The sequence below is a fragment of the Algivirga pacifica genome, assembly GCF_039543525.1.
Taxonomy (GTDB): Bacteria; Bacteroidota; Bacteroidia; order Cytophagales; family Flammeovirgaceae; genus Algivirga; species Algivirga pacifica.
Map to the genome: position 1 here is coordinate 74,748 of NZ_BAABJX010000038.1, position 25,321 is coordinate 100,068.

The 25,321-nt window shown below is 40.0% G+C and carries 21 protein-coding genes; 16 read left to right on the forward strand and 5 right to left on the reverse strand.

The genetic code is table 11. The features are described from left to right. Positions 1-55 precede the first annotated feature (55 nt). The 5 genes from ABD985_RS13330 (at position 56) to ABD985_RS13350 (ending at position 7,888) form a co-directional block, all read left to right on the forward strand. Entirely contained in the window at positions 56-4,432 is a 4,377-nt protein-coding gene (locus ABD985_RS13330; protein ID WP_345372495.1) for a CusA/CzcA family heavy metal efflux RND transporter, read from the forward strand. A gap of 15 nt (positions 4,433-4,447) precedes the next feature. After that, positions 4,448-5,629, forward strand: a complete 1,182-nt coding sequence (locus tag ABD985_RS13335; protein WP_345372497.1) for an efflux RND transporter periplasmic adaptor subunit — start codon at positions 4,448-4,450, stop codon at positions 5,627-5,629. Between the two features lie 126 nt (positions 5,630-5,755). Beyond that, a complete protein-coding gene (locus ABD985_RS13340) occupies positions 5,756-6,124 on the forward strand; it encodes a DUF3703 domain-containing protein (RefSeq protein ID WP_345372499.1) in 369 nt (122 codons plus the stop codon). 4 nt (positions 6,125-6,128) lie between these two features. Then, positions 6,129-7,016, forward strand: a complete 888-nt coding sequence (locus tag ABD985_RS13345) for a cation diffusion facilitator family transporter (protein WP_345372501.1) — start codon at positions 6,129-6,131, stop codon at positions 7,014-7,016. 80 nt (positions 7,017-7,096) lie between these two features. Beyond that, positions 7,097-7,888 carry a cation efflux transmembrane domain-containing protein gene (locus tag ABD985_RS13350; protein ID WP_345372503.1) on the forward strand — a complete coding sequence of 264 codons (792 nt, stop codon included), beginning with the start codon at positions 7,097-7,099 and terminating at the stop codon, positions 7,886-7,888. A gap of 717 nt (positions 7,889-8,605) precedes the next feature. On the opposite strand, the gene ABD985_RS13355 is transcribed toward ABD985_RS13350, so the two are convergent. The 4 genes from ABD985_RS13355 to ABD985_RS13370 form a co-directional block, all read right to left on the reverse strand. After that, complete coding sequence (locus tag ABD985_RS13355; RefSeq protein WP_345372505.1) at positions 8,606-9,037, reverse strand: hypothetical protein; 432 nt, start codon at positions 9,035-9,037, stop codon at positions 8,606-8,608. A gap of 5 nt (positions 9,038-9,042) precedes the next feature. Next, positions 9,043-10,830: a hypothetical protein gene (locus tag ABD985_RS13360; RefSeq protein WP_345372507.1), complete on the reverse strand. Its 1,788-nt coding sequence runs from the start codon at positions 10,828-10,830 to the stop codon at positions 9,043-9,045. A gap of 350 nt (positions 10,831-11,180) precedes the next feature. Further along, positions 11,181-12,617: a hypothetical protein gene (locus ABD985_RS13365; RefSeq protein ID WP_345372509.1), complete on the reverse strand. Its 1,437-nt coding sequence runs from the start codon at positions 12,615-12,617 to the stop codon at positions 11,181-11,183. A gap of 30 nt (positions 12,618-12,647) precedes the next feature. Further along, positions 12,648-13,241 carry a hypothetical protein gene (locus ABD985_RS13370; RefSeq protein WP_345372511.1) on the reverse strand — a complete coding sequence of 198 codons (594 nt, stop codon included), beginning with the start codon at positions 13,239-13,241 and terminating at the stop codon, positions 12,648-12,650. A gap of 258 nt (positions 13,242-13,499) precedes the next feature. Here ABD985_RS13370 and ABD985_RS13375 point away from each other — a divergent pair, with 258 nt between their 5' ends. Then, positions 13,500-13,925 (forward strand): helix-turn-helix domain-containing protein, encoded by a 426-nt coding sequence (locus ABD985_RS13375; protein WP_345372513.1) that lies wholly within the window; start codon positions 13,500-13,502, stop codon positions 13,923-13,925. Positions 13,926-14,256: 331 nt separating this feature from the next. Further along, positions 14,257-15,387 carry a tyrosine-type recombinase/integrase gene (locus ABD985_RS13380; protein ID WP_345372515.1) on the forward strand — a complete coding sequence of 377 codons (1,131 nt, stop codon included), beginning with the start codon at positions 14,257-14,259 and terminating at the stop codon, positions 15,385-15,387. A gap of 559 nt (positions 15,388-15,946) precedes the next feature. Here the strand turns inward: ABD985_RS13380 and ABD985_RS13385 are convergent. Beyond that, positions 15,947-16,750, reverse strand: a complete 804-nt coding sequence (locus ABD985_RS13385; RefSeq protein WP_345372516.1) for a helix-turn-helix domain-containing protein — start codon at positions 16,748-16,750, stop codon at positions 15,947-15,949. Positions 16,751-17,023: 273 nt separating this feature from the next. On the opposite strand from ABD985_RS13385, the gene ABD985_RS13390 reads away from it, so the two are divergent. The 9 genes from ABD985_RS13390 to ABD985_RS13430 all read left to right on the forward strand — a co-directional run. Beyond that, positions 17,024-17,239 (forward strand): hypothetical protein, encoded by a 216-nt coding sequence (locus tag ABD985_RS13390; RefSeq protein WP_345372519.1) that lies wholly within the window; start codon positions 17,024-17,026, stop codon positions 17,237-17,239. A 181-nt stretch (positions 17,240-17,420) separates the two neighbouring features. Beyond that, complete coding sequence (locus ABD985_RS13395) at positions 17,421-17,702, forward strand: hypothetical protein (protein WP_345372521.1); 282 nt, start codon at positions 17,421-17,423, stop codon at positions 17,700-17,702. Between the two features lie 22 nt (positions 17,703-17,724). Then, positions 17,725-18,879, forward strand: a complete 1,155-nt coding sequence (locus ABD985_RS13400) for a hypothetical protein (protein WP_345372523.1) — start codon at positions 17,725-17,727, stop codon at positions 18,877-18,879. Next, positions 18,876-19,109, forward strand: coding sequence for a hypothetical protein (locus ABD985_RS13405; protein ID WP_345372525.1), 234 nt, complete (start codon positions 18,876-18,878; stop codon positions 19,107-19,109). Before ABD985_RS13400 ends, ABD985_RS13405 begins: the two co-directional genes overlap by 4 nt. 89 nt (positions 19,110-19,198) lie before the next feature. Continuing rightward, positions 19,199-19,495, forward strand: coding sequence for a hypothetical protein (locus ABD985_RS13410; protein WP_345372527.1), 297 nt, complete (start codon positions 19,199-19,201; stop codon positions 19,493-19,495). 77 nt (positions 19,496-19,572) lie between these two features. Next, entirely contained in the window at positions 19,573-20,748 is a 1,176-nt protein-coding gene (locus tag ABD985_RS13415; protein WP_345372528.1) for an AAA family ATPase, read from the forward strand. Between the two features lie 12 nt (positions 20,749-20,760). Beyond that, positions 20,761-22,008: a DUF6371 domain-containing protein gene (locus ABD985_RS13420; RefSeq protein ID WP_345372530.1), complete on the forward strand. Its 1,248-nt coding sequence runs from the start codon at positions 20,761-20,763 to the stop codon at positions 22,006-22,008. A 140-nt stretch (positions 22,009-22,148) separates the two neighbouring features. Next, the gene (locus ABD985_RS13425) at positions 22,149-23,834 is read left to right on the forward strand and encodes a hypothetical protein (RefSeq protein ID WP_345372532.1); all 1,686 of its coding nucleotides are present in this window, start codon (positions 22,149-22,151) and stop codon (positions 23,832-23,834) included. 279 nt (positions 23,835-24,113) lie between these two features. Continuing rightward, positions 24,114-25,321, forward strand: a 1,208-nt coding sequence (locus ABD985_RS13430) for a hypothetical protein (RefSeq protein WP_345372534.1), incomplete at its 3' end; no start/stop codon positions are given.

Consider the following 25,321-nt stretch of genomic DNA (forward strand, 5'->3'; position numbering starts at 1 on the left):
TCCCTTGTTCAAGGCTGGCTCAAAGTATGTTTAAACTGATATTAAATTATTTTTTATGATCAATAAAATTATTGCTTTTTCCATTAGGAATAAGCTATTCGTTGGCCTGTTTACACTATTTATAGCAGGCTGGGGGATTTACTCACTTACAAAAGTGTCTATCGATGCAGTACCTGATATTACCAACAATCAGGTGCAAGTTATTACTACATCTCAAAATTTAGCTGCTCAAGAGGTTGAGCAATTTATTACCTATCCGGTGGAGTTAGCTATGGCAAACCTTCCCGGGGTGACCGAAATTCGATCCATTTCAAGGTTTGGATTGTCGGTAGTGACGGTGGTTTTTGAAGAAGATATGGGAACTTACTTGCCAAGACAATTGGTGGGGGAGAAACTGAAAGAGGCTCAAGAAAATATTGGAGACGGCTTGGGTACGCCAGAGATGGGGCCTATCTCGACGGGTTTGGGTGAAATCTACCAATATACATTAGGAACTGACCCAGGGTATGAAGCTGAATATGATGCCATAGAATTGAGGACAATTCAAGACTGGATTGTTAAAAGGCAACTGAGTATGATTCAGGGGGTGGTTGAGATTAGTAGCTGGGGCGGTTACCTGAAGCAATATGAAGTGGCTATTGATCCAAATAAGCTAAATGGCTTTGACCTTACGCTACCCGAGGTCTTTGAGGCTTTACAAACCAATAATGAGAATACTGGAGGTAGCTATATTGAAAAAGGACCTAATCTATATTATATACGTGGTAAAGGGTTAGTAAAAGATTTTACAGACATCAGCAATATCGTAATTACCAAAAGAGAAGGTATACCTGTAACTATTAAGGATGTCGGTAAGGTGGGGATAGGTACCGCTCCCCGATATGGGGCTGCAACGGTTGATGGTCAAGGTGAAACCGTTATTGGGATGGTGATGATGCTCAAGGGTGCTAATTCAGCTGAAGTAGTGGATAAGGTAAAGCAACGTATAGCCCAAATTCAGCCTATCTTACCTGAAGGAGTAAGAATAAAGCCATTCCTAGATCGTACCAGGCTGGTTGAAAAAACTACTTCAACAATTTCAGAAAACCTTATTTTGGGAGGCCTCATTGTTATTTTTGCACTCGTATTCCTTCTAGGTACGCTCCGCTCTGGACTTATCGTTGCGTCTGTCATTCCACTTTCCTTTCTGTTTGCTTTGGGTATGATGAACACTTTCGGAGTGTCCGCTAATCTTATGAGCCTTGGAGCAATTGATTTTGGAATCATTGTAGATGGGGCTGTTATTATTGTGGAGTTTATGGTGGTGTTGATGCTCAAAAAGTTTGGTGACATACAAAAGTTGGCGCCTTCCAAACAGAAAGAACAGATTAATCAAGTCGCCATAAAAGCATCTTCTCAAATGATGAATGCTGCCATTTTTGGTCAGGTTATCATTCTTATAGTCTTTATCCCTATCCTTACGCTCACTGGCATTGAAGGCAAAATGTTCCGACCTATGGCATTAACTTTTGGTTTTGCCATTCTGGGAGCTATGATTTTATGCCTTACTTATGTACCGATGGTTACGGCAGCTTTTCTGTATTCTAAGAAGCTAGATAGGCAAACTTGGGGAGATAAGTTTATGCGTTGGCTAGAGACATGCTATACACCTATCATCATATGGGCACTAAAAGCAAAAGGATGGGTTATTTCGACTGCATTGGGATTTGTGGCAATTGCGGCTTTGGTTTTCTTGAATTTAGGAGGAGAGTTTATACCTCAGCTTGACGAAGGAGACTTTGCACTGGAAACCCGAATGGCTCCTGGAACTTCTCTCAAAGAGATGACGAAGAACATGAACAAGCTGGAGACGATACTGCTGGAGCAGTTTCCGGAAGTGAAGACGGTCATAACTAAAATAGGAGCAGGTGAAATCCCAACGGATCCAATGCCAATTGAAGGTGCTGATGTCATGGTGACATTGAAAGATAAAACTGAATGGACAACTACTGACTCCAAAGAAGAGCTTGCCAATCAAATGAGGAAGGCATTGTCTGTTTTGCCAGGGATCGATATTGAGTTTTCACAGCCTATTGAGATGAGGTTTAATGAGCTGATGACGGGAGTTAAGCAAGATATTGCCGTGAAAATTTATGGAGAGGATCTAGAGGTACTTCAAGACAAAGGCAATGAAGTAGCCTCTATTATCCGTCAAGTTGAAGGTTCAGGAGATGTGTTGGTAGAGCAGGTAGTAGGGCTTCCACAAATTGTTATTGATTATAACAGGAAACGGATTGCAGAGTATGGGCTGTCCATTTCATCACTTAATCAGATTGTCAGTACTGCATTTTCTGGAGGTATCACAGGAAAGGTGTTTGAAGGAGAAAAGCGATTTGATTTAGTACTACGGTTGGCTACGAACTCAAGAAGAGACATTGCTGCGGTAAAAAAACTCTATGTTCCACTGGCTAATGGAAATAGAATACCCCTTTCGGAAGTAGCTGACATTTCTATTGAAGATGCACCTGCTCAGATTTCACGAGATAACACTTACCGAAGAATTGTAATTGGTGTAAATGTCCGTAATCGGGATACCCAGTCTTTTGTAGAAGAGATCCAAAGTAAACTTTCAGGAATAAAGCTTCCTCCCGGGTATTCAATAACCTATGGAGGAGAGTTTGAAAACCTGGAAAGGGCACAACGACGGTTATCTATTGTAGTGCCTTTGGTACTAGGTTTGATATTCGCCATTCTTTTTATAAACCTTCGTTCCTTTAAGCAAACTATGCTGATTTATACAGCTATTCCATTTGCTGCAGTAGGGGGTATTTTTGCTCTCTGGTTCAGAGGAATGCCCTTTAGTATCTCTGCAGGTGTGGGCTTTATAGCTCTCTTTGGGGTAGCAGTACTCAATGGGTTAGTACTCATTAGTAGCTTGAATGATCTCAAATCCGAAGGTGTAACAGATGTTACTGAAAGAATTAAAGAAGCTACTCGTTCACGCTTGAGACCCATATTTCTAACAGCTATTACAGATATTCTAGGCTTCTTGCCGATGGCCTTATCTGATTCAGCTGGAGCGGAGGTTCAGCGTCCCTTGGCTACCGTAGTCATAGGAGGAATCATTACCGCCTCTTTACTGACATTGATAGTACTTCCAGTGATCTACTTATGGATGGAAAATGGCAGGAGTAGTGGGCAGGTAAACAAAACGGTTATTGCAACAGGCATAGTGTTCTTTATATTTATTCCTTATGTAAAAGCACAGGATCCACAGCTTCCACTGACTGCTGATCAGGCTGTCCAATTAGCTTTAGAAAATAATGGACTGATCAAAGCTGGTCAGTACCGTATTGAGAGCCATAAAGCATTAGAGAAAACAGCTTTCAATCCAGGTAAAACGACGGTAGAAACACAGTATGGCAAGTACAATAGTTTTGAAAATGACCTTGCTTTTGGGGTAAGTCAAAACTTTTCATTTCCAACGGTTTATTCTAAACGTTCACATCTTTTAAAAGCAGAAACTAAAGGAGCTGAACTTCAATTGAAAATGACAGCTAATGAGCTGGCTGCTCAGGTAAAGACCCTTTGGTATGACCTCTTAAGCTTACAGCAGCAGAGATTACTTTTGCAATTTCAAGATTCCATTTATACCAAATTTCAGGAAGCAGCTCAATTGAGAGTTCAAGTGGGAGAAATCAATCAACTTGAAATGGTATCTGCACAGGCGCAGCTTATGGAAGTTAGAAACTTATTGAACCAAAATGATGCTGACCAAAGTAGTATTCGGTATGAGTTATCTGCAATATTACAGATTTCACATGATTTTAAGGTAAATGGTATGCAAGGGGGAAAGAGAAGTATATCTTCTGCCCTTTTACTGAAAGACTCACTGTTGAATAGTCCTGTACTCAATTATATCCATCAACAGGTTGAGATCGCAGAAAATCAACAGATGTTGAGCAAAGCTAAGATGTACCCAGATATAACAGTAGGTTATCAGAATCAATCCTTACAAGGGTTCTATGATAGAAATGGGTCTACTGAATTTGTAGGACGAGGCACTCGGTTTCAAAGTGTATCAGTAGGTGTTACTATTCCATTGTGGCTTAGAGAGTATACTAAGCAAACCGAAGTATCTAAACTTGAACAGCAGGTTGCGCAAGCTACATATACACAGGAATGGAGGAATTATCAAGGGCGAGTTTCATCACTCATTGAAGCTAATTTGAAACACAAAAATACATTGGCTTTTTATGAGGGGAATCTCTTAAAACAAGCAGACATTATTCTTAATAACATCCAATTAAGTTTCAGTCAGGGTGAAATAGGTTATGTAGAGTTTGTACAAGGCGTAAAGCAGTCTTTAAAGATTAAATCAGACTACATTAAACAAGTACGTCTGTACAATCAATCTGTTATTGAACTGGAACGAATCAAGGGTCAACAATAATAAATAAGACATATAATGAATATATATATAAATCGGGCTATTCAAATACTATTAATCGCTACAATAGTCTTGTCCTCATGTGGAAGTAATGGTAAGCAAGTAGATCACCATGTACATGAAGAAGAGCATCACGATGAAGGTGTGATTGAACTAACGGACATTCAGGTTAAACAGGCAGGTATCGAGATTGGAACATTTTCTTATCACACTTTAGGTAGTAATATTGAAGCCAATGGAGCTATAGAACTTCCTCCCAATAATCTTGCTTCTATCAATGTTTCTATGGAAGGCTTTGTGGAAGATATCAGGTTTTTGGAAGGAGCTGAAGTTAAAAAAGGGCAAACCCTGGTGGTGCTTAAACACCCTTCTTACATCCAGCTACAACAAGATTACTTGCAGGCGATAAGCCAATTAACCTTTTTGGAACAGGAACTAGTTCGTCAAAAGACACTGGCAGAGGCAAAGGTAAGTGCAGAAAAGACCTTCCAGAAAATTCAATCGGATTACAACGGAACTCGTGCAAAAGTGAGTGCACTAACTGAAAAGCTTCGGTTTTTAGGAATTTCTCCAGGGCATGTTGCAAAGGGAAATATTCAGTCAATGGTTTATCTGCCAGCCCCGTTTAATGGTACCATTACACAACTAAATGTACACAGAGGACAATTGGTAACGCCGAATGATGTCATTATGGAAGTGATTGATCGAGAACATATGCATGTGGAATTGCAGGTATTCCAAAGTGATATTCCAAAAGTGAAAAAAGGTCAGAAAATTCTGTTCACTATCCCTGCATTTGAAAATGGAAGTGTCTATGAGGGAAGAATTTCCCTTGTCGGCAAGAATTTGGATTTGGACACCAAAACTATCCGTGTACATGGACACTTTGAAGAGCAAGAAATCTTGATCCCAGGGTTGTATGTAGAGGCTCAGATTGTCACTGAGCCACAAATGCGTAGGGTGCTGCCAGAGGATGCAATCATCAGAGATGAGGGGCATTATTATTACTTTATTCAATCAGGAAAAGAGGGGGAACATATTCTGTTTGAAAAAGTAAAGATTCAAGAAGGTATCACTGAATTGGGTCTTACTGAAGTAGCAGCCTTTAGTAGTGACTCAGATACAACCAATATTGTTACTAAAGGTGCTTTTTATCTTAAGTCAGAAATGAATAAAGAAAAAGGTGGACATGGGCATTAGATGCCTAGTTTAGCCTGGTAATATTATTAGCTACATCACCCTACTTTCTTAATTTAGGCTGTGATGTGGCTACTTAATACGGATTTAGAATTGATTAATAACTCGTAATAAAAAACTTGAACTACCATGAAATTATATACTATGATGCCAAAAAAACTGAAGCCATACTTTGATCAAGAATTGAAGGGGTATCAAATAAATTTAGAAGCGGGAAATCTTCAGGCAGCATGGAATCATTTGGAGCGTGCACATATTATCGGTCAGGCATATCCATATCATCACACTTATGTTCATTGGAAAATGCTTTTGTTTGGAATCCACATCAAGGATGCTAAAGAAGTTATTGGACAAATTCCAAGGTTACTTGTAGGGGGTGTCAAATCTTTTGTTGGACATATTCCTTTAGGTAATACAGGAGGGGCTAATGTTCCGCCATTGAAATCAATGCCTATTTCAGGAGAAATATTAGAAATATTCAAAAAAGCTGGTTTATAAAATTATGGGACATAATCACAATCACACGCATGACAATTTTGGAAAAGCGTTTGCCATTGGTATTGGGCTGAATACTGTTTATATAACATTGGAGGCGTTCTATGGTTTTGCCACCAACTCATCGGCACTTTTGGCAGATGCAGGTCATAATACAAGTGATGTATTTGGTTTGGTTTTGGCTTGGGCAGCTATTTGGATTGCGAAAAAGAAACCAAGTGGTAAGTATACATACGGACTCAGGAAAACCACAATACTTGTTTCACTTCTCAATAGTTTGCTAATCATTTTGGCATCAGGGTTTATTCTTTGGGATGCTATTGAAAAAATTCAAAACCCAATTGCGGTACCAAGTAGTACAATTATGATAGTCGCTAGTATTGGCTTGTTTATCAATGCCGGTACTGCACTTATGTTTATGAAAGGTCAGCATGATTTAAATATTAAAGGGGCTTTTCTTCATATGGCAGCGGATGCAGGAGTAACATTAGCAGTATTAATTGGTGGACTGGTAATGAAATACACCGATGCTTTTTGGGTTGACCCTTGCCTTAGCTTCCTTATTGTTGGGGTTATACTATATGGAACTTGGGGGTTGTTGGTAGATTCGGTCAAGTTGGTAATCGATGCCGTACCTAAAAATATTGATGTAAATGAAGTTGAGGACTACTTGAAAACAATAGAAGATGTGGAAGACGTACACGATCTACATGTATGGGCTTTGAGTACAACAGAAACAGCACTGACAGCTCATCTCGTGATTCCCAAGGGTTATGAAGACCAACTTTTATATGACGTTAGGGATAAATTACATCAGACTTTTAATATCACACACACCACTTTACAGGTTGAGAAAGAATGGGGGAATAATAAGTACTGCTCTTGCTTTCATTAAGAACAGGAAATTTGTAATCTTAATTTTAAGAGAGTCTTTTCAAAGAAAAAAGGTATTCAAATTAACAAACAAACTATTCTATGAATAAAAGTACTTTCAAAATAAGTAAAATGGATTGCCCTTCAGAAGAGCAAATGATTAGAATGAAGTTGGAATCATTCGATCAGATAAAACATTTGGAGTTTGATCTTTCTTGCCGGAAACTGGATGTCTTTCATTATCATGATGTAAAACCTATACAGGAAGCAATTAGGCAATTAAACCTCAACGACCAATGGATTGAGACAATAGAGGCTACATTGTCTGCAAAAAATAATGAAATACAACAGCGTAAAATACTATGGTGGGTATTGGGGATTAATTTTACTTTCTTCGTGATTGAAATGGCAACGGGATGGCTTTCAAAGTCCATGGGATTAGTGGCTGATTCCTTAGATATGTTGGCTGATTCTATTGTATATGGATTAAGTCTGTTTGCTGTTGGCACAACCTTAACCCGTAAGAAAAAAGTAGCAAAGATTAGCGGTTTTTTTCAAATGGGACTGGCTTTGTTAGGGTTTTCAGAAGTGCTACGTAGGTTTATAAGTGACAGTGAAGTCCCCCTTTTTCAGTGGATGATCATTATTTCGTTTTTAGCTTTAATTGGTAACGTTGTTTCGCTTTGGTTAATTAGCAAAGCCAAAAGTAGTGAAGCTCACATGCAGGCGAGTGCAATCTTCACGTCCAATGATATCATAGTGAATGGTGGAGTGATTCTGGCGGGAGCTTTGGTTTACTGGCTCGAAAGCAGATGGCCTGACTTAATCGTTGGGGGGATTGTTTTTGTGGTTGTGATGCGAGGAGCTGTTAGGATTCTAAAAATTGCAAAATAAATTACATCGTTTGAAAATAAGAGTCTTATCAGGTTTGATATAGTTACCTGAATAGGTAGTTACTACTATAGTTAAACAGTTTTATTGGGAGATTCAGGGCAGATCGGGTACCACTGTTGCTTGATAAGAAAAAATTGTTGTGCCGACTTTAAGATGTATCAATGAAGTTTTCTGATGAGGGCCTATTTTTGTCTTAAATTCATTGAGCAAATTATCTTTCTTGTACTTTTTATGGCGTTGTTGCAACGCATAGGAGGCTAAAATCGAGGGTTTTACCTAGTTTGGATACTTAAAATTGAATGAAATGCTCGATTTTTGGGTGTTTTTCTCGTTTGAAAACAGTTAAACCTTCATTTTTAGTATCACTAGTGGACTAAACGTTAAATAAACTGGTAGTTTACTGCTATTTAACTATAAGAGCGTTTCGCCTTGCTCGTACTTCGCAGCCTAGACTGAACTCTTAGAGCAGATGTCTTTTTTGTATAAGGAAACTTAGCGATTAGTCCACTAGCCGTTGCAATAAAGCCCTTTTTATCCTGAAGTTTTTTTGTGAATGTTTCTTCTATAAATTGTCCCATTAAGGAAGTAAAAGCCCCACTTTTTTGTCAGTGATAGGCAACTCTACAGTAGCTCTAATACTTTGATATTATGTTTTTTGTTTCTTCCAATGTCCTATATGTTGAGTTGTTTGGGAATTGTTGAAATTTACACATTTCTCTACTTAGGTAGAGTTCTGTCTACAGTCTTGTTAAAGGTTTTCCTAATCACTTCTATCCCCTGCTTCCCCTTCCCCTTATCATACTCATAAACCCCATAATCATGTATTCTCCCCAAAAACTGTTTCACCACATGGTTCACCCGTTGTTTTCCATTACATACAAATTTCCGCTGATTCCCATCCACGAAAGTAATATAGAGCACAAACCACTCATCGACTTTACTAAGTAGCGGCTGCAGGTGATCACGCTCAACGAGTAGCCCTTGGGTATTTGTCTGCTTATCATATTCATAGATGCCATAAGTATGGACCCGGTCAAGCTTTGTGTAGCGACTGAGGAGCTTTCTAGCTCGCTCTAGGCTATCGCATACATATTTTCGTTTGTTGGCATCCACATAGGTGATATGCAGCACATGCGGTCTATTTTTCATGATGATCAGATTTTGAGGTCAAAACTTCTTTGGGTATAGATGTTCTTTTGGGCTACTAGCTCGTAGAACGCTTGTAGTAGCTCTGGACTTTTCTGTTTGAGCAAACGGCGTTTGTGTATCTGGAAGAGTTGCTGTGGACTTTTATCCAGGTACTTTCCTTCTCGGTTGCGGTATTCCTCAGCTTCAAGTTCTATTTTCTTCAATTCACTTTTCAGTGCGTAGTATTTGGCTTTCTGCTTGTAATCCTCAAAACGTTGGACGTTCTGTTTCCAGCCGTTGCGGGTATTCTTCAGGCTGAAATAGCTTGCTGGATGCGTGACATACGCTCCATAGTTGATCAATGCCAGGTGTTGGAAATCCAGTGCCGCAATACAGTGCTTGTAGTAGCGTGTCCAGTCCTCGTGCTGCCAGTTTTGGTCATTCTGGAAGTTTTGGAAGACAGTTTCCGCTACTTTGTGGATCATGTCTACCTCTTGATCAAGCGTAAAGAAATGGTATGGATACAGCTTCTTACGGGCAGATTTCCAGAAGTAGGTAGCAAATTTGAGGTAATAAGCGTGTTCACGCTCGTTATAGCCGTACTGAATGGTTTTCGTTGGCTTGGTGGTGATCACAGGCTTTTGCTCCACGGATGCCGCCTGCTGTTGGGACTGTTGTTGCGGCGTTGTGGTTAGTTTTTGTCGGTTTTGTTTTGGTGTATAGGTCTTTCCGTGGAGAGAAAGAGCTAACTTCTTTCGGAGCGTAGACAGTGGATGTTCCTGCTCGGTGGTTTGGGAGGTACTTTGGTTGGATGCTGGTTTGAAATTTTCTCCTTGGCGGTTTGGTACTTTGGTCTCCAAAGCTTCTTTTTCCTCGTTTCCAAAAAAGTCGTTACCAAAACCAGCGATAGGATTGAGCGAATCATTGGTAATTTTTTGGTTTTGGGCGTGAGGTACTGTCGTTGCGGACTTATTCACATTATCAACACCCTCTACTGTTTTAATAACTTTACTATTGTTCTGTATAGATGTCTCAGAAGATAAAGGTGTGAATTTCTGTGCAACTCCCTTAAAAAAAGGATTTTTTGTGTCTTTTTTGGATGAGTTATTTTCAAGTTGTTCACATCTAATTGTGAATAACTCTTTGGTTTCTTCAAAGCTTTTTCCAAAGCATTGGCGCACCCAGGCAGCAATTTCCTTTCCGAAAACCACGTCCCAGTTGACCAAAATCTCTAGTCCACCTGAATAACGCTCACGGTATTGTTCTACAAAACCAATCTGTTTAAGGCGGTCAATATGATCTCGCATGGTGTTGCGGTGACACCTTGTTAGAGAAGCCAAAGAAGACTGTCTGGTATGTAGATATGGGAGGTTATTGTAGTAAGTGGTTAGCTTTAGTTTCTTAGCATTTTCATATTCCGCCAGATATAGGCGCAACAACTCAAATGCGGTGTGTAAAACGCTCTTGTGAAGGCGTATAGCGGTAATTCCTTCTTCTTGATAGATCTTTAAGTCTTTGGTAAGAGTTTCAAACTCATGAAGTAAATCCAATGAAACTCCCTCTGTTACACCCTCCAAACGATCTATCGTATTCAACACTATTCTTCGGTGCTGATTGCACAGTTGTTGTGCGGTCATTGCTGTATAAGGCCCTTTCCCATTACGGAAAGCAGCAGCCTCTCTGGAGATATCATCCAGGGTAAAATAAGCATCCAGATAAGCTTTACATCTTTGGTAGGCAGCCTTGTAGGTAATCACATACAAGCTATGCTCCTCGCTGAGCAAAGGCATGAAAACTTCTCGTTGACTAACCATCGGTTTTTAATTGAGTTTATTCAAAATTATAAAGCAAAAACAATGTGGGATGATTCCCTTTTTAATTTGGAGATGGAGAAGCATAACGACCTGTCACAGTCAGAATACTCTCCACTCCTTGAAGCGTGAAGCTTCTTCTTCCTCGTGATGCGTGTGGACTCGAACCACGATACCCGACAAGACGCAGACAGTCTTGTTGTACGCATCATATGGGTAGTTGCGGTGAGAAGTATCGGCAGGATGCTTCTCGTGCAACCACCTTGTAAATGCTGCTTTCAGTGCAAGGGGCAATGAATGAAGTGTGAGTGATAGGTATAATGCCTTAGCTTGCACTGATAGACATAGCTGGTTTAGAAACTGATTTTCATTTGTCGTTGCACCTGTTCCTCAGCAGGTACATCGATTATGGCTCGCTTGACATTGCGAATAGTCGCCTCAGAACATTTGTATTTCTTCGCCAGTGCGACATTGGTTATTTTTAATTTACCTTTAGCCTTATCGACAAGATCATGGCATAACTCTGTCCGTTCTCTCCAATAGAAAGGAATGAGATCTTCCTTATCCTTTTTCTTGGTTTGCTCTTCCTCTTCTTGTTGTGGCTCCTCGTTGCGGTGTATCTCAAAACGATTATGAGCCTTACCTGTTAACGCTTTTTCTTTGACCGTTAACGGGTTCTCCGAAGGCGTTAACGGTTTGTCAATACCCGCTAACGGGTTAAATAGAAATGGATTTGCTCCACCCGCTAACACCTGTTCCTGGGGTGCTAACGGTATCTGATAACCCGTTAACAGGGGAGCATAACTGCTAACGGTTGTCGTAAAATTTCCCTGATTCGCATTTCGATGTTGCATGGTAATGACATTTCCTTCTGACTCCTGTTGCGATTCGGAATGCGTTCTCCTTCCTCCCGGATCATTGGGGTTTGGGGTATCAGGAGTGTACATAGACAGCGGTTGCGGATTGTCTTTAGGGTCATTTCCACTTTCCTTCAGACATCGATATTCGAAATACAGGATAAAGTACAGTAAACCCGCAATCAGCATCTCCACACTAAAGGAGAAGACCATCATCTTGAAAGCCATATTATCCGTACTTGTCGCATTTTGTGTTAACGCTTGCTCGTGATCTGTCTTGATTTCTTGCAGCCGCAACTTCCAGTCGTTGCGGAGCGTTGCGATACGATCGGTATGTGCATCAATCACATTACGAGTCGTTTTATTATGGATATTGATTTTCCCTCTGTAAGAAACCGATTCCTTATAATCCGCCAGTTCCTTTTGCTCATTCTGGATCAATGCTCCAAACTCCTGATCAACTACTGCTTTTTGATCCTGGTAATTAGCAGTTATTACTTCTTCTTTATCCATAGACTTTCGGGTAAAAAGCTCTACGCCCTTTACGCTCAGATAGACAGACATAGACAGCAACACCACCGCAAGTACTCCGGCAAGAAAAGGCAACCCACTTTTCTTTAGTTTAGCCTCAAATACTTCTGACCAAAGGTTTCGCTTAAATAGCTCCAAAGCATAGAGCAGGACAAAACAAACCATTCCCGCAATTCCAAAACGAATCTCTACACTCAGCCAATCTTCAGGAATCAATTTAGAAGTAAAGTCAGCAGCAAATACAAAGGCAGTCAGCACACTCAGCGTACTAAACACATAGGAGAGAACGATCGCAATCTTATACTCCTTCGCTTTCTTCAGGTAATAGGGCTTCTCTCCCAACCGATCTGCAAAATGCTGCAGGTCATCTTGCCATTGCATTAGCATCCATTGTTTTTTCATGGTTATTGGGTTTTGATATTGAAATGAAAATTAATTGTTGTCAGTAAAAGCATTCATTTGTTCCAGGAATCGTTCTTCCCTTTCTCTGGCTTGTTGCAGTTTCTCAAAGCCATGAATGTTGTCTCTATACCCTTCCATACAGTAGCGGTACATTTGGTATTGAAATGCTCGCTTTACTTTGGTAAAGAGGGAACACATCTTGACCGTATTGACACCGCAACCTTTACTCATGCGGACTTTATAATCCAGGGCTTCCTCTCCAAATACCCATGACCACATGCCGCTATCGAAGTTGTACCAGCAGCGATACCAGAGTGTCATTAGGTCAGCGACTTTTTGAGCACTTAATGTCGTTGCGGTTTCCTCAACAACATATTCGGCAACCATCAATCGATGCTTATTGTCCAAGTCTAGATAAAGCTCCGGGAAGGAACGGTCACTGGATCTTTTCTTGTAATACTTCTCAAAATAGAAGTACTCCCAGCGCAGATAAGAACCTTTAAAGATCTCCTTGAAGAGGTAGACTTCCGGTTTTTTGAAAGTCTTACCGATAAATTGAAGAATAGGGTAGAATTGTTGGTATTCTGGATTCAATACAGTTTTTGAGGCAGTTGAAGCAGTCATAATCCGTGAATTTTGAGCAACTTTGAGTAAAACAATTGAATAGTAAGTACAATTATGTTGTACGTCTAGTCTCCCCTCAATGCCTTAAATCGCCTATTTTTAGGTTTTTTAGTTCCAACTTTGAAAACACTCTTCCATTTTTATGGAATTATAAGTACATTGTGGATGACACGATTCAAATGTAAGAATAAAAAATTCAAAGTGTCAATTATTAATTGAAAAAATTATTCATTTAGAATAAAATATTCAATCATTGATATGGATAATATAGGAAAAAGACTTTCTGAACTCTATGATATCCAAAGCAGAAGTGACTATATAAGAATCGCAGAACGCTTTGGCGTAGGGGAGAGAGCATTTCGTAAATGGATTACAGGGGAAACCCTAATCCCTTCAAAAAACCTGTTGCAGGTGATGGATGACTTTCCACAAGTAGACTATAACTGGTTGCTGAAGGGAGAAGGAGAGCCTTTTAATTCAGAAGAGTTAGAACCCAAAATACCGCAACAGGACCAAAATGGTAATTTAAGTTCAAAAATGGACAAAGTAATTCAAGAACTGTCCAGTATCAAAAAGACCGTTGCGGCACACGACGACTTCATACAACGTTTCCAATCCCTGATGGGGGGAGGCAAAGAAGTCCGACTGGGAAAGCTTAATGGCGTAATTGTTAGGGCGTCCTAACCACTTCGTTAGCTGGTTGTTACGACAGTCAGCTATATTTTGACACCAAGAGGTTACGGATTCGGTTACGTCGAGCATTTGTAAATGCTAAAGCCCTTTAAATGAGTAATTTAAACCACCAGACTCATGCTCTGGTGGTGCTACTACCCTCATTACAAAATGCGCATTTTGCGCAAAATATGCTCTTACGGCCCCGTAAGGGCATACTTCTTTTACACAGAAATTGCTGCCCGCCCACCTTGATACCACTTTTGCTTTACAATGTTGTGACAATCGGTTTACAATCGTCACGAACACGGAAAAATTTGTAAAACATAACAAGGCAAAAGACATGGCTACGAAGACGAAATTGACACTAAGAAAAGGCTACCAAAAGAAAGACGGCACTTGTGCCATTTACCTGAATATCTTTATTGGGCGAAAGGTCCATAGCATGAACCTCAAGGAGAGCATAGATCCTCGCTTCTGGATTGAGGAGAAAGATCTGGATAAAGTGAAGCGAGAGCATCCAAGGGATAAGGCCCTCAATATGAAACTCAACAAGGCGAAGCGGACCATGGATGATATTGTGGATCGTCTGGAGCTGCAGGGTGTGACGATCACGTATGACCTGCTAAAGAAGGCTTATCATGGAGGAAGTACGGATTGCTTCTATTCGTTTGCAGAGGAAGAGATCAACCGACGTTTCCGAATGAAGGAGATTGCCTATGATACGCATCGTTGCCAGCTCAACAGATTGAATCGTATCAGGGAGTTCTCACCGCAACTGGCATTTAACCAGATCACCAAAGACTTTCTGAATAAGCTGTTGGAGTGGTTGATGTTCCAGGAAGGGAACAACCGCAATACGGCCAATATGAAATTGAAGCTGATAAAGACGTATATCCGAATTGCCAGGGAAAGGGATTTGACGGATAATGATCCTTTCAAGAGTATTCGCTTCCAGCATGAGCCTACAGAGAAGGAGATCCTGGAGCCAGATGAGGTACAGAAGCTAAATGCCTTTCTGGATAGTGGAGAGCTACCCTCAAGGCTACACAATGTCTTACACTACTTCTTGATCGCTTGTTATACAGGATTTCGTTTTTCTGACTATGCGAAGTTCAATCTTTATAAAGGAGAAGATACGTTTCGTATAATGATGTCAAAGACAAAAAGCCATGTAGCGGTTCCAATTGTTCCCAGAGCGAAAGAGTTGCTATTGGGGCAATACCATATATTGAGTAATACGAAGACGAACCAGTACCTTAAGGAGGTTATGAAGATTGCTGGCATTGATAAACAGATCACGACACATTCTGCCCGTCATACTTTTGCAATCAACCTTTTGAGGAGAGGTGGTTGTACGTTGAAGGACTTACAAACTTTGCTAGGGCATAAGGATTATAAGAGTACACTCATCTATGCGAAGTATGTTCCGGAAAGTCAACTGGAGAAAGTAATGTCAGGCTTTGATTATTGATAAAGAAATAGCCACCTGTGTTTGGGTGGCTATCTTCATATATAGGGTTAGGTTAGGGTTAGTATATCTATAGGGGAAAATAACCTGACCTAACCTTAAAATTGGAGGAGAACCGTCGGATACCGTCGGATTCTTACTATTCGACCGTCGGATACTTTTGATGTATTCGGATATTGATAAAGAAGTAGCTACTAGTGTATGGTTGGCTATCTTTATATATAGGGTTAGGTTAGGGTTGTTATATCTATAGGGGGAAATAACCTGACCTAACTTTAAAATTGGTGGAGAACCGTCGGATACTGTCGGATTCTAATGCGCAGGAAAGGGAAGTGCTAATGTACTTGTATGCTCATGGAAGTATTAAGTCCAAAGAGGTGGAGGAGCTCCTTTAGTTAAAGGAAAGTAGGATCAGGGAGTTGTTGAAAGAAATGGTCAATAAGGCGTGGATAGAGAAAAAGGGAAAAGCCCGAAATACTTACTATCAATTGCCTGAATAAACTATCGAGTAGGTAATAGCCATGTTTAAGCAGGTGGCTATTACCCTTTTTTCGATATGCTATTATTCTTCTCCAGTTTCGCTATCTACGCCTATCGGAAAGAACATCTTTTCAATTACCTTATCACTGATTTTTTCGTCAGTTCGCTCTTTGATGAGGAAGGTGATCTCTGCATAAGTTCTACCATCTTCATGATTGGATTGTATCTTTGAAAGTTCTACTACCTGTTTGAAAACTATATCTAACTGAAGATTATCTTTAAATAAAAGATACTTCATTAACTCATTGACATTGTCAACTTGTAAATACTCCTTTAGTAATTGAACTAAGGGTCGGTCTTCTGGACAAGGTTCCAAAAGTTTTACCAGCTGTGATACGAGTACGTTATCTTTAGAGGACAATTGTAAATTGATGTGTCGAACTTGATTCGCGAGCCCTTCACAATAGTCTTTTTTTGTAATAGTGGAGCCATAAGGTTTAAGGTATAGAAACATTGTTTGTATGTTTTTCAAAAGTAACATACAGATATATTCTGCTCCGACTTTTTCCAGAGAAATAAGGGTGCTACGGTCTTTCCTGGTTAATGCATCAATAATACTTTCTAGATGTTTGATTTTATTTTCTAGAGAAGTAATCTCACCATTGTTAGTAGGCTGCAGATTGTAGGTTTCTTGAATGATCTGATAAGGAGGGATTTTCATGGCATCTGCAATATTACAGATTTGTTCCCAGGTCAGCTTATCTCCTCTCTTTTCCAACCTAGAATAATTTCCTCTCTCCATACCGAGTTTATTCGCTACCTCAACAGGCTTTATCCTAAGTCGTTCTCTAATATCCTTAATAGTATCTGATATTGTTTTATGCATGATCACACTGAAATCTGTTGTTGTTAGCTATGCCGTAAAAAGTATTTCGGTAGTATTTAATATTACTGGGTAATACTCAGTAGTACAAATGTATGACATATGTATGACATATGTATGGCGAAACGTTAGAGATGCTTTTCAGAATGTCATGATTATTGATAAAAATATGACTCACATTGTTGATTTAGTGAATATATTTAAATATCATTGTTGTGTAAATTGATATCAATGATATAAAATATGATACTTTTAAATTTAAAATGCTAAAACACAATGAATAAGATCAACGACGTAATCCAAAACATTGAACAAAGAGGCTTTCGATTTAGAGCAACAAGGGACTGGTACAAGGCAATTGGTTCTAACCCAAAAGAATTCGCGATGTTTCGTGAGAACAGAAAGGACCCAAGCTATATTCAACTAAAGAAAATAGCAGAGATGTTTATGGTCGAGATGGAAGACCTGATTAGTGATGAGGATCTGAAGTAGTAGATTATTATTACATACGAAAAAGCCCTAATGGATCACCGCCGGCAAGCAAGTCTCCAAAAGGGCAAGAATGAACTTCCTTAATCGTAACCTGTAAGGCTCTTCATAAGTAAGTCTTTAAAGGTATTGATTTTTTTGGAGGTTCGCAATGGATCATTTTTAAACCTTTAATACCAAAAACATGAAAGTGTACAACGTTGCTGACTTTCTTCGATTGGTAGGTTATAAGCTGTGGCTTATGATCTACCAGTACTCTGACTACAAACCTGTGGTCATTCAATTTCCCCATTTTAAAGTTGTGATAGAAATTGAAGGTAAGACCTTCTTTTTGGTTCCTATTAGTATTCTAGCCTCTATGATTATAAGGGTATTGTGTCTTTATGTTACAGTGCTTGTTGCGGGGTTGTTGCTGTGTGTTTGGGAGGGTATGAAATCAGAAATATTAATTATTCAGAATAGATAATCATGTAACCCAAACTAGAATCATGAAAGATGTATTAAGCCTAAAACAGTATGTGAAACAAGTAGAAGAGTCTCTGGATCAAAATACCCCTCGCTTTTACGGCGAACGGAACAAGCAGTTTAAGCGAATGGCAGAGGTGTCTCGTTGGTTATTGGCTGCCTTGGGAATAGGGACCAGCATATGGTTTATGTCTGCCCTATTGTTAAAACTCTTTCCGGAGTGGGTTGCGGTAGGTGTTGCGGGAGTGTTGTTGGGAGGATGGGAGCTTGCAAAGGCAGAGATGGTGACGGTAAGTTTCCGCAACTATTATAGCGGTATCAAAAGCTCTATTTATTTGGGAGTGTTGGCGCTATTATTCTCAGCTGGGAGTGTGTATATGTCGGTCAATGGAGCAGAAGCTTTGTATAAGGAGATGGATGGGGAAGTTCGCAAAGTTGCTTTGGTCTATCAGCAGCAAGAAGACTCATTGTGGACCTCGTTGCAGCAAGAAAAACAAGACATAGCCACCAAGATGGAAGCGATTGAAAAGTATAAGGAAACCCGTTGGGGAGGATTGCTTTCGGCATCGGAGAATAAGCAATTGCTCAATTATCAGGAGCAGTTAAAGACATTGGAGGAAAAATACCACCGCAATGAGAAGGCATTGCGGGAAGAAAAAGTGCAGGCATTAGCATTGGCGAATGCAAATACGGAAAGCAATGCGATGGTCTTTGTGGTTATGGCGTTGTTGGTGGACTTATTGATCTTGTTGGTTAATTGGTATATCCCTTATTATCACAAGATGGTCGTAGAGGAAATGCAGTTGCTGGTATCCAGGGAACAAGAGGATTGGTTTACCGGGAACTATCGTATTCAGGAACTCATGCAGTTGTGGAAAGGAGCGCCCCAAGTCATGGCACTTCCACAGACAAGTAGTGCATGTAGTGAGACAAGTAATGAGGCAAGTAGTGCAAAAACAGTTGCTCAGGAACCTGTTCAGATTGGCTTTCAAAGACCTGAAAAACCTTTGAAAACACAAGAAGAATCAAGAGAAACAGGCATTACATGTGAAAGTAGTAAGCATGACTTGATCGTTGCGGCCATTCGTGGTGGCTGTCGGGACATGAGGGCATTGTGTCGAATCGGTTTTAATCCACTACAAGTAAAAGAGTATTTAAACAAGTATGCGACAACATGACAATAACCGAAAAAAATGAGGCATTGCAGGCATTGGGCGATGCGCACGTGTGGGCTTTCAAGTATCCTTTAGAGGAAACCAAAAAGCAAATTCATCAATGCAAAAAGCTTTCAACTCCGTTGCGGCAAGCACTAATGCTGTTGGAGTTGGCAGAAGAAAAGATCCGGGAACACAACAGCAAGGTCAAACGGAAAATCAGCAGACTGGAAAAGATGTCTTCCCAAAAATAACAACCAGCAGAAAAAAAGCCCCTCCGTACAACTTGGCGGGCGTATGGAGGAGCTTCATTAATTATATTCAATAACCAAATGTAGTAAAAATGACACAGAACGTCTATAAAGAATTGTTTAAAGAAACCATTCGAGATATCATTGTTGCGGAGACGAATGAATTGAAACAGACCATTGAGACTTTAAGACAGGAAATCATTGATCTTAAAAATGGGGATGTAGACAAATCCACTTACTCTGTTTTGGAAGCGGCCAACCGATTAGGAATGAGCAAAACCCAGGTGAGAAATCTCTTCAACAAGGGAGCTTTAGAGGGATATCAGGAATCGACCGGAGGGAAGATCTATATCTATGCGGAATCGGTAAAGAATTTTGGCCGCAACTAATCAATGATTAACCACAAAAAAGCCCCTGTCCAACGGCATGAATGCGGGAGAGGGGTTTTCCAAATGTCTTAAACTACATGAGTATAATCAATATATCGCATACGAACGAAAAGTATGCAAAAGAAAGTATTACTAAGGCTGTGGAAGAACAGTCTGTGCAGGATTCGGAATATATGTCCTTAAGTTATTTGCACCGATTCCGGATTACCCATCAAACCCAAATTCCTGAAATAGTGCCTATGATTACCATTCGAGAAAGCACCTTTGCGATTAAGGGCGATATCTCCTTTGTTGCGGGGCTGCCGAAAGCTGGAAAAACGTCTATTGCTGCCTTTATGCTCGCAACAGCCCTTATGGAGGAGATTTCTGATGAGCTGGATACCCTGGAGATTCGTTCTGTCTATGCGGAAGGCAAGCCTGTGATTTATATTGATACCGAGCAGCCCAACGGTTATACCGACAAGGTCAGAAAGACCGTTTGTCATCTGTTGGGGGTAGAGCAGGAACCTTCCAATCTGCATATTTATAACTTCCGGACCATGACGGCTCCGCAACGTCTGAAAGCAGTACTGTCTTTGATGAAAGAATATCCAGACACCCATTTGTGGTTAATTGACGGTATAGCGGACTTGGTGAGTGATCCCAACAATGCAGAGGAAAGCTTTCAGGTGATCAATACCATGATGGGAAAAGCAGAGGAATTACAGACGGCGATTGTTTTATACTTGCACCTCAACGGCGGCAACTCAGACAAGTTGCGGGGACATTTAGGGAGTGAGGCAGACAGAAAGTGTGGAGGAGCAATCACGGTAAAGAAGAAAGAGGGAATACACCAAATTGAGGCTCGTATGATTCGTGGAAGTGAGGATTTTGAGCCAGTCTATTTTGGTTGGGATAAGACACTGCATCGGGTAACCCAATTGTCCGGAGAACAAAAAGAAACAGCGGCACTTGCCTTTGATAAGGAAACCCGCAAGCGGCAACAACGACAGCAACTCGCTTTGGCTTGCTTTAAGACCGGGGCAGCGATTACGCATAAGGAGTTCGTTAAGCGTTGTATGGAAAAGAGTTATCAGGTGGAGGTACAACTGGATAAAAATGCCCGTTCCATTGGCGAAAGTACCGCCAAGAAACGGATCAAGGAGATGATAGAATATGCGTTTGTCTATAAGCGGGAAGAGGATGGGATGTATATGATCAATGAAATGCTACTGCAACCTGCCGCAACGACGACCACAACATCATTCATTTAATGCTTATCGCTTATGCTGACTTTCGAATCTATTTTGGACAGCGTCCGTACCGTCTCCATTTTGGAGGTGGTGGGGCGCTTTCTTTCCTTAAAGCGAAAAGGAAAGGATTATTGGACGATTTGTCCCTTTCACGAAGACCATTCACCTAGTTTATCGGTGTCTGTAGGTCGTAATATGTATAAATGTTTTGCCTGCGGACATGGAGGAGATGCTATTCACTTTGTACAGCACTATCATAAGCTGTCTTTTCAGGAAGCGGTCGCTGTTGTGGCAGATATAGGGGGAATAGGGAGAGAAAATGAGGTGTTGTCCTCTATACACCAACCTAACAGACTGTTATCCCGACCCAATTCGACCCGTGTTGCGGTCCATACTCCGTCCGGGACAGACACTAAAATGATACAGTCATGGACGGATTCCTATAAGCTTCCGTTTCAGCAATCGAGCCGTATTTTATTCGATGGACCACGACAACAAGAGGTGTCTCAGACAGAAAAGACAACCCTATTAGATCAAAAGCTTCCTTTACGTACCTATGCCCGGCATATTCCTAACCCATTGATGGGTTTTCTTTATACGTATTTCGGAGAAAGCAGAGCAGGAGTAGTGATAGATCGTTACTTGCTGTCCGGCAGTACCTATCGGTTCAGAGGATTTGATCAATCGCCGATTATTTTCTGGTATATCGCCCACAACCAGCAAGTCCGACGTGGAAAAGTTATGGCCTACAGACAGTGTCCGAATGTCCTGGACACTTCCTTAGACGACATTAAGCGGGTAAAAGTGAATGGGAGAGGCTTGGTAACGTCTGTCCATAAGTTGCTGTACAAAGAAAACTATGCCTTGCCAGCAGAACCATTCTTTGGAGAACATCTGCTCAACCGTGAATGGGCGGCAACACTACCTGTTGCGGTAGTAGAAAGTGAGAAATCCGCATTGATTGCTTCCTTTTTCTTTCCCCAATACCTATGGCTAGCCACCGGAAGCCTGGGCGGATTGACCCTTGAAAAAGCAAAGGTATTACAAGGGAGAAAAGTGATCCTATTTCCTGATTTAGGGAAAACAGGAGGATTGCAGCCTTATGAGAAATGGTCTGAAGTCGCTTTTTATCTTCGTAAGCGATTGAAGTTAGAGGTGAGAGTAGATCGAATACTGGAGGATAATGCTTCGCATTTGATGCGGGAGAAAGGGGCGGACTTGGCGGATTTTCTGATTGTGGAGAATTTGCAGTATCCGGTTTGGTGGGATGATCTAGTTTAGATTATATCTATAGTGATTAACTGTATACATTGTTTTATATTTTATGTATGAAAAAAGAAAGAATAAATATTAAAAATCTAATAATGTTTTTGTTGTGTTTATTTTGAAAGATAAGTTTGCTCAACAAAATAATACTGAAAGTGAGATTTTTATTGATTTTAATAATCCTTTTTTTAAATGTTAAAACGACTGTTTTATCTCAAGTTATATATGAAAAAATAGAGGTGAAGAAAAATGACTTTACTGGCGCTTTAGCTACTGAAGTAGATACTTTACCTTTCAATTTTAAATTTATACCTGAAACAGGTGTTTCTCTTTCTTTTCCCAATAAGTGTTTGAAAGGTTATTTGGGAGGGAATTTAAATTATGCTCATTGGACTGTTCAGATTTCGACTTTGATGAATGTCGAAAACTATAATAATATTAAGTATGAAGTAGGGGGGAGGTCAGCGGTTAGGTATAGCATTTATAAAAAATGGTTTGTAGAATCGGCATATGCATTATCTGTACCTTTATTGCCCCTTACGTCTAGTGATAGGAAAGTTGAAACTAGCAAGTTATCTCATATATATTCTGGAGCTATAGGGTATAATATTAATATTTTTCAAAAATATCTTTTTCATGTTAAGATAGAAGGGGGAATAGAAAAGCAGCATCCATTTATAAATGTAGGAATGGGTTTTCCTTTAGTTTTGAGTGATCGTAAGATAGATAAATTAAAGCGGGAATCAGAAGTGAAAATGGAGGAAGTAAAGGCAAAGGGTAAAGGGAAATTGAAACAAGTATTAACTTTTAAGGATCGGTTAGAGTATTTGAGTGACAATAAATCACAACCTTTAATTAGCTTATTTAAATTGGTTACTCAATCTATAGATACAGAACAAGTATTCAGTATACCTCAAGGAGACTCCATGAAAATACAGTATGCTCCTGCTGTGAAGCTTCCGTTAAGTAAATCACTCACTTTTGGTATAGGTCCAAAAATATTAGGAGTATATGATAGTCTACAAACAGCTTTTGATTTGGGTGGTAGGTTTTTTTTACGTTACAAGCCTATTAACAAGAAATGGTTGCCTTATCTACAGGCAGAATATGGAGGACTCATTCAAACGGTATCAAGGCAATATGTGGACAAATGGAAAATTGAATCTTTGAATTGGAAAGCTGATTATTTACTAGGAATAGGGTATTCTTTTCGAGTGACGTCATCTAATAATATTGAAATGAGTTTGTTTCGTAAGTTGAGAATGAATAAAGGAGATTTTGAAAGTACATCAGAACCGTGGGATTTTCGTTTTTCTTTTTCAACAGATATGCCCTACATCGATAAAGAAATTAATAGGGTTGAATTACCTAAGCCTGATTTTGATCTAAGTCAATTTTTGAAGTTGGGAGGAGAACTTAACATAAGTATTCAAGAACCAATAGGAGTTGAGTTAGCTCCTAATATTTCATATCGTTTTGGAAAACAAAATAAACAAAAAGTAAAACCATGGGTACTATCGATGATGCCCTTACTCTCTTTTTCAAGAGTAAAAGAATATGGAGATTTAGTTTCTTATGGAGGTAGATTACAGGGGATGTATAACCCTAGCCAATTTTGGCCTTCACTGCAGTTGGAGGTAGAAAGTATTAATGCTTCAGATTATAGAATCGAGGAATACAAAAGAGTCTGGTGTAGCTCCATTTATTTTGGAGCTAAACATCAATTTAGTATAGGTGGGTTATTTTCTTATTCAATTAATATTATGAGAAATTTAACATATCAAGAAAGCACTCCGGTTAATTCTTCACCTTGGGTTGTAAGGATTGGTTTCGGTAAATAAATACTCATTTATTATGAGTATAAGAATATGTTTCAATTTATTATTCTAGAGACTTTTTTCTATAGAAAAGTAGGTTTGGGAAGTATTTACTTTTACAATCTCCTGAAAGTAGTTAGATAGATTTTTTATCCAGAATCAAGTTATTGTTGTGAATCAAAAACAGTTATTTAGATGAGAAAAGGTATACTTTTTTATTTATTATTGTCACTATATTCTTTGGTGGGATTTTCTCAAAAGAAAGATAAAAATTCTGAAAATTCGAATTCATCAGCAGGATCTTTGATGTCAATAAAAGAACTTGATTTTTCAGGAAAAGCTCTTTATCCTTTAGTCCCCTCTATTACGTTAGGTACACCTTCTTACAAATGGGCCGGAATTTTTTCAGAAATGGTTACTATTGATAGAGACTTATCAGTAGCCGGTAATACGAGCCTGGCAGGTATGCTATCTGTAACAGGCGCGTCCAGTTTCACTGATTTGAGTTCCAGTGGCACCTCCAGTTTAACGACCTTGGAAGTATCAGATAACACGAGCCTGGCAGGTATGTTGTCTGTAACAGGCGCATCAAGTTTCACTGATTTGAGTTCCAGTGGTACCTCCAGTTTAACGACCTTGGAAGTATCAGATAACACGAGCCTGGCAGGTATGTTGTCTGTAACAGGCGCGTCTAGTTTCACTGATTTGAGTTCCAGTGGTACCTCCAGTTTAACGACCTTGGAAGTGTCAGGTAATACGAGCCTGGCAGGTATGCTATCTGTAACAGGCGCGTCCAGTTTCACTGATTTGAGTTCCAGTGGCACCTCCAGTTTAACGACCTTGGAAGTGTCAGATAATACGAGCCTGGCAGGTATGCTATCTGTAACAGGCGCGTCCAATTTCACTGATTTGAGTTCCAGTGGCACCTCCAGTTTAACGACCTTAGCAGTATCAGATAACACATCGATGGGTGGTACATTATCCGTTACAGGGGTATCCAGTTTTACGGATGTATCGGTTAGCGGAACAATGGATTTATCGAGTGTAGATGTAAGCGGAGGCGCAACAGTAGGAGGAGATCTGTCGGTAGCAGGTAGTTCAAGTTTAACGACCTTGGCAGTATCAGATAATACGAGCATGACAGGTATGTTATCTGTAACAGGGGCATCCAGTTTCACTGATTTTAGTTCTAGCGGAACCTCTAGTATAGCGACCTTGGCAGTATCAGATAACACGTCGATGGGTGGTACATTATCGGTTACAGGCGCATCTAGTTTTACGGATGTATCGGTCAGCGGAACAATGGATTTATCGAGTGTAGATGTAAGCGGAGGTGCAACAGTAGGAGGAGATTTGTCGGTAGCAGGTAGTTCAAGTTTAACGACCTTGGCAGTATCAGATAATACGAGCATAACAGGTATGTTATCTGTAACAGGCACCTCCAGTTTCACGGATTTAAGTTCCAGCGGCACCTCCAGTTTAGCGACCTTGGCAGTATCAGATAACACGTC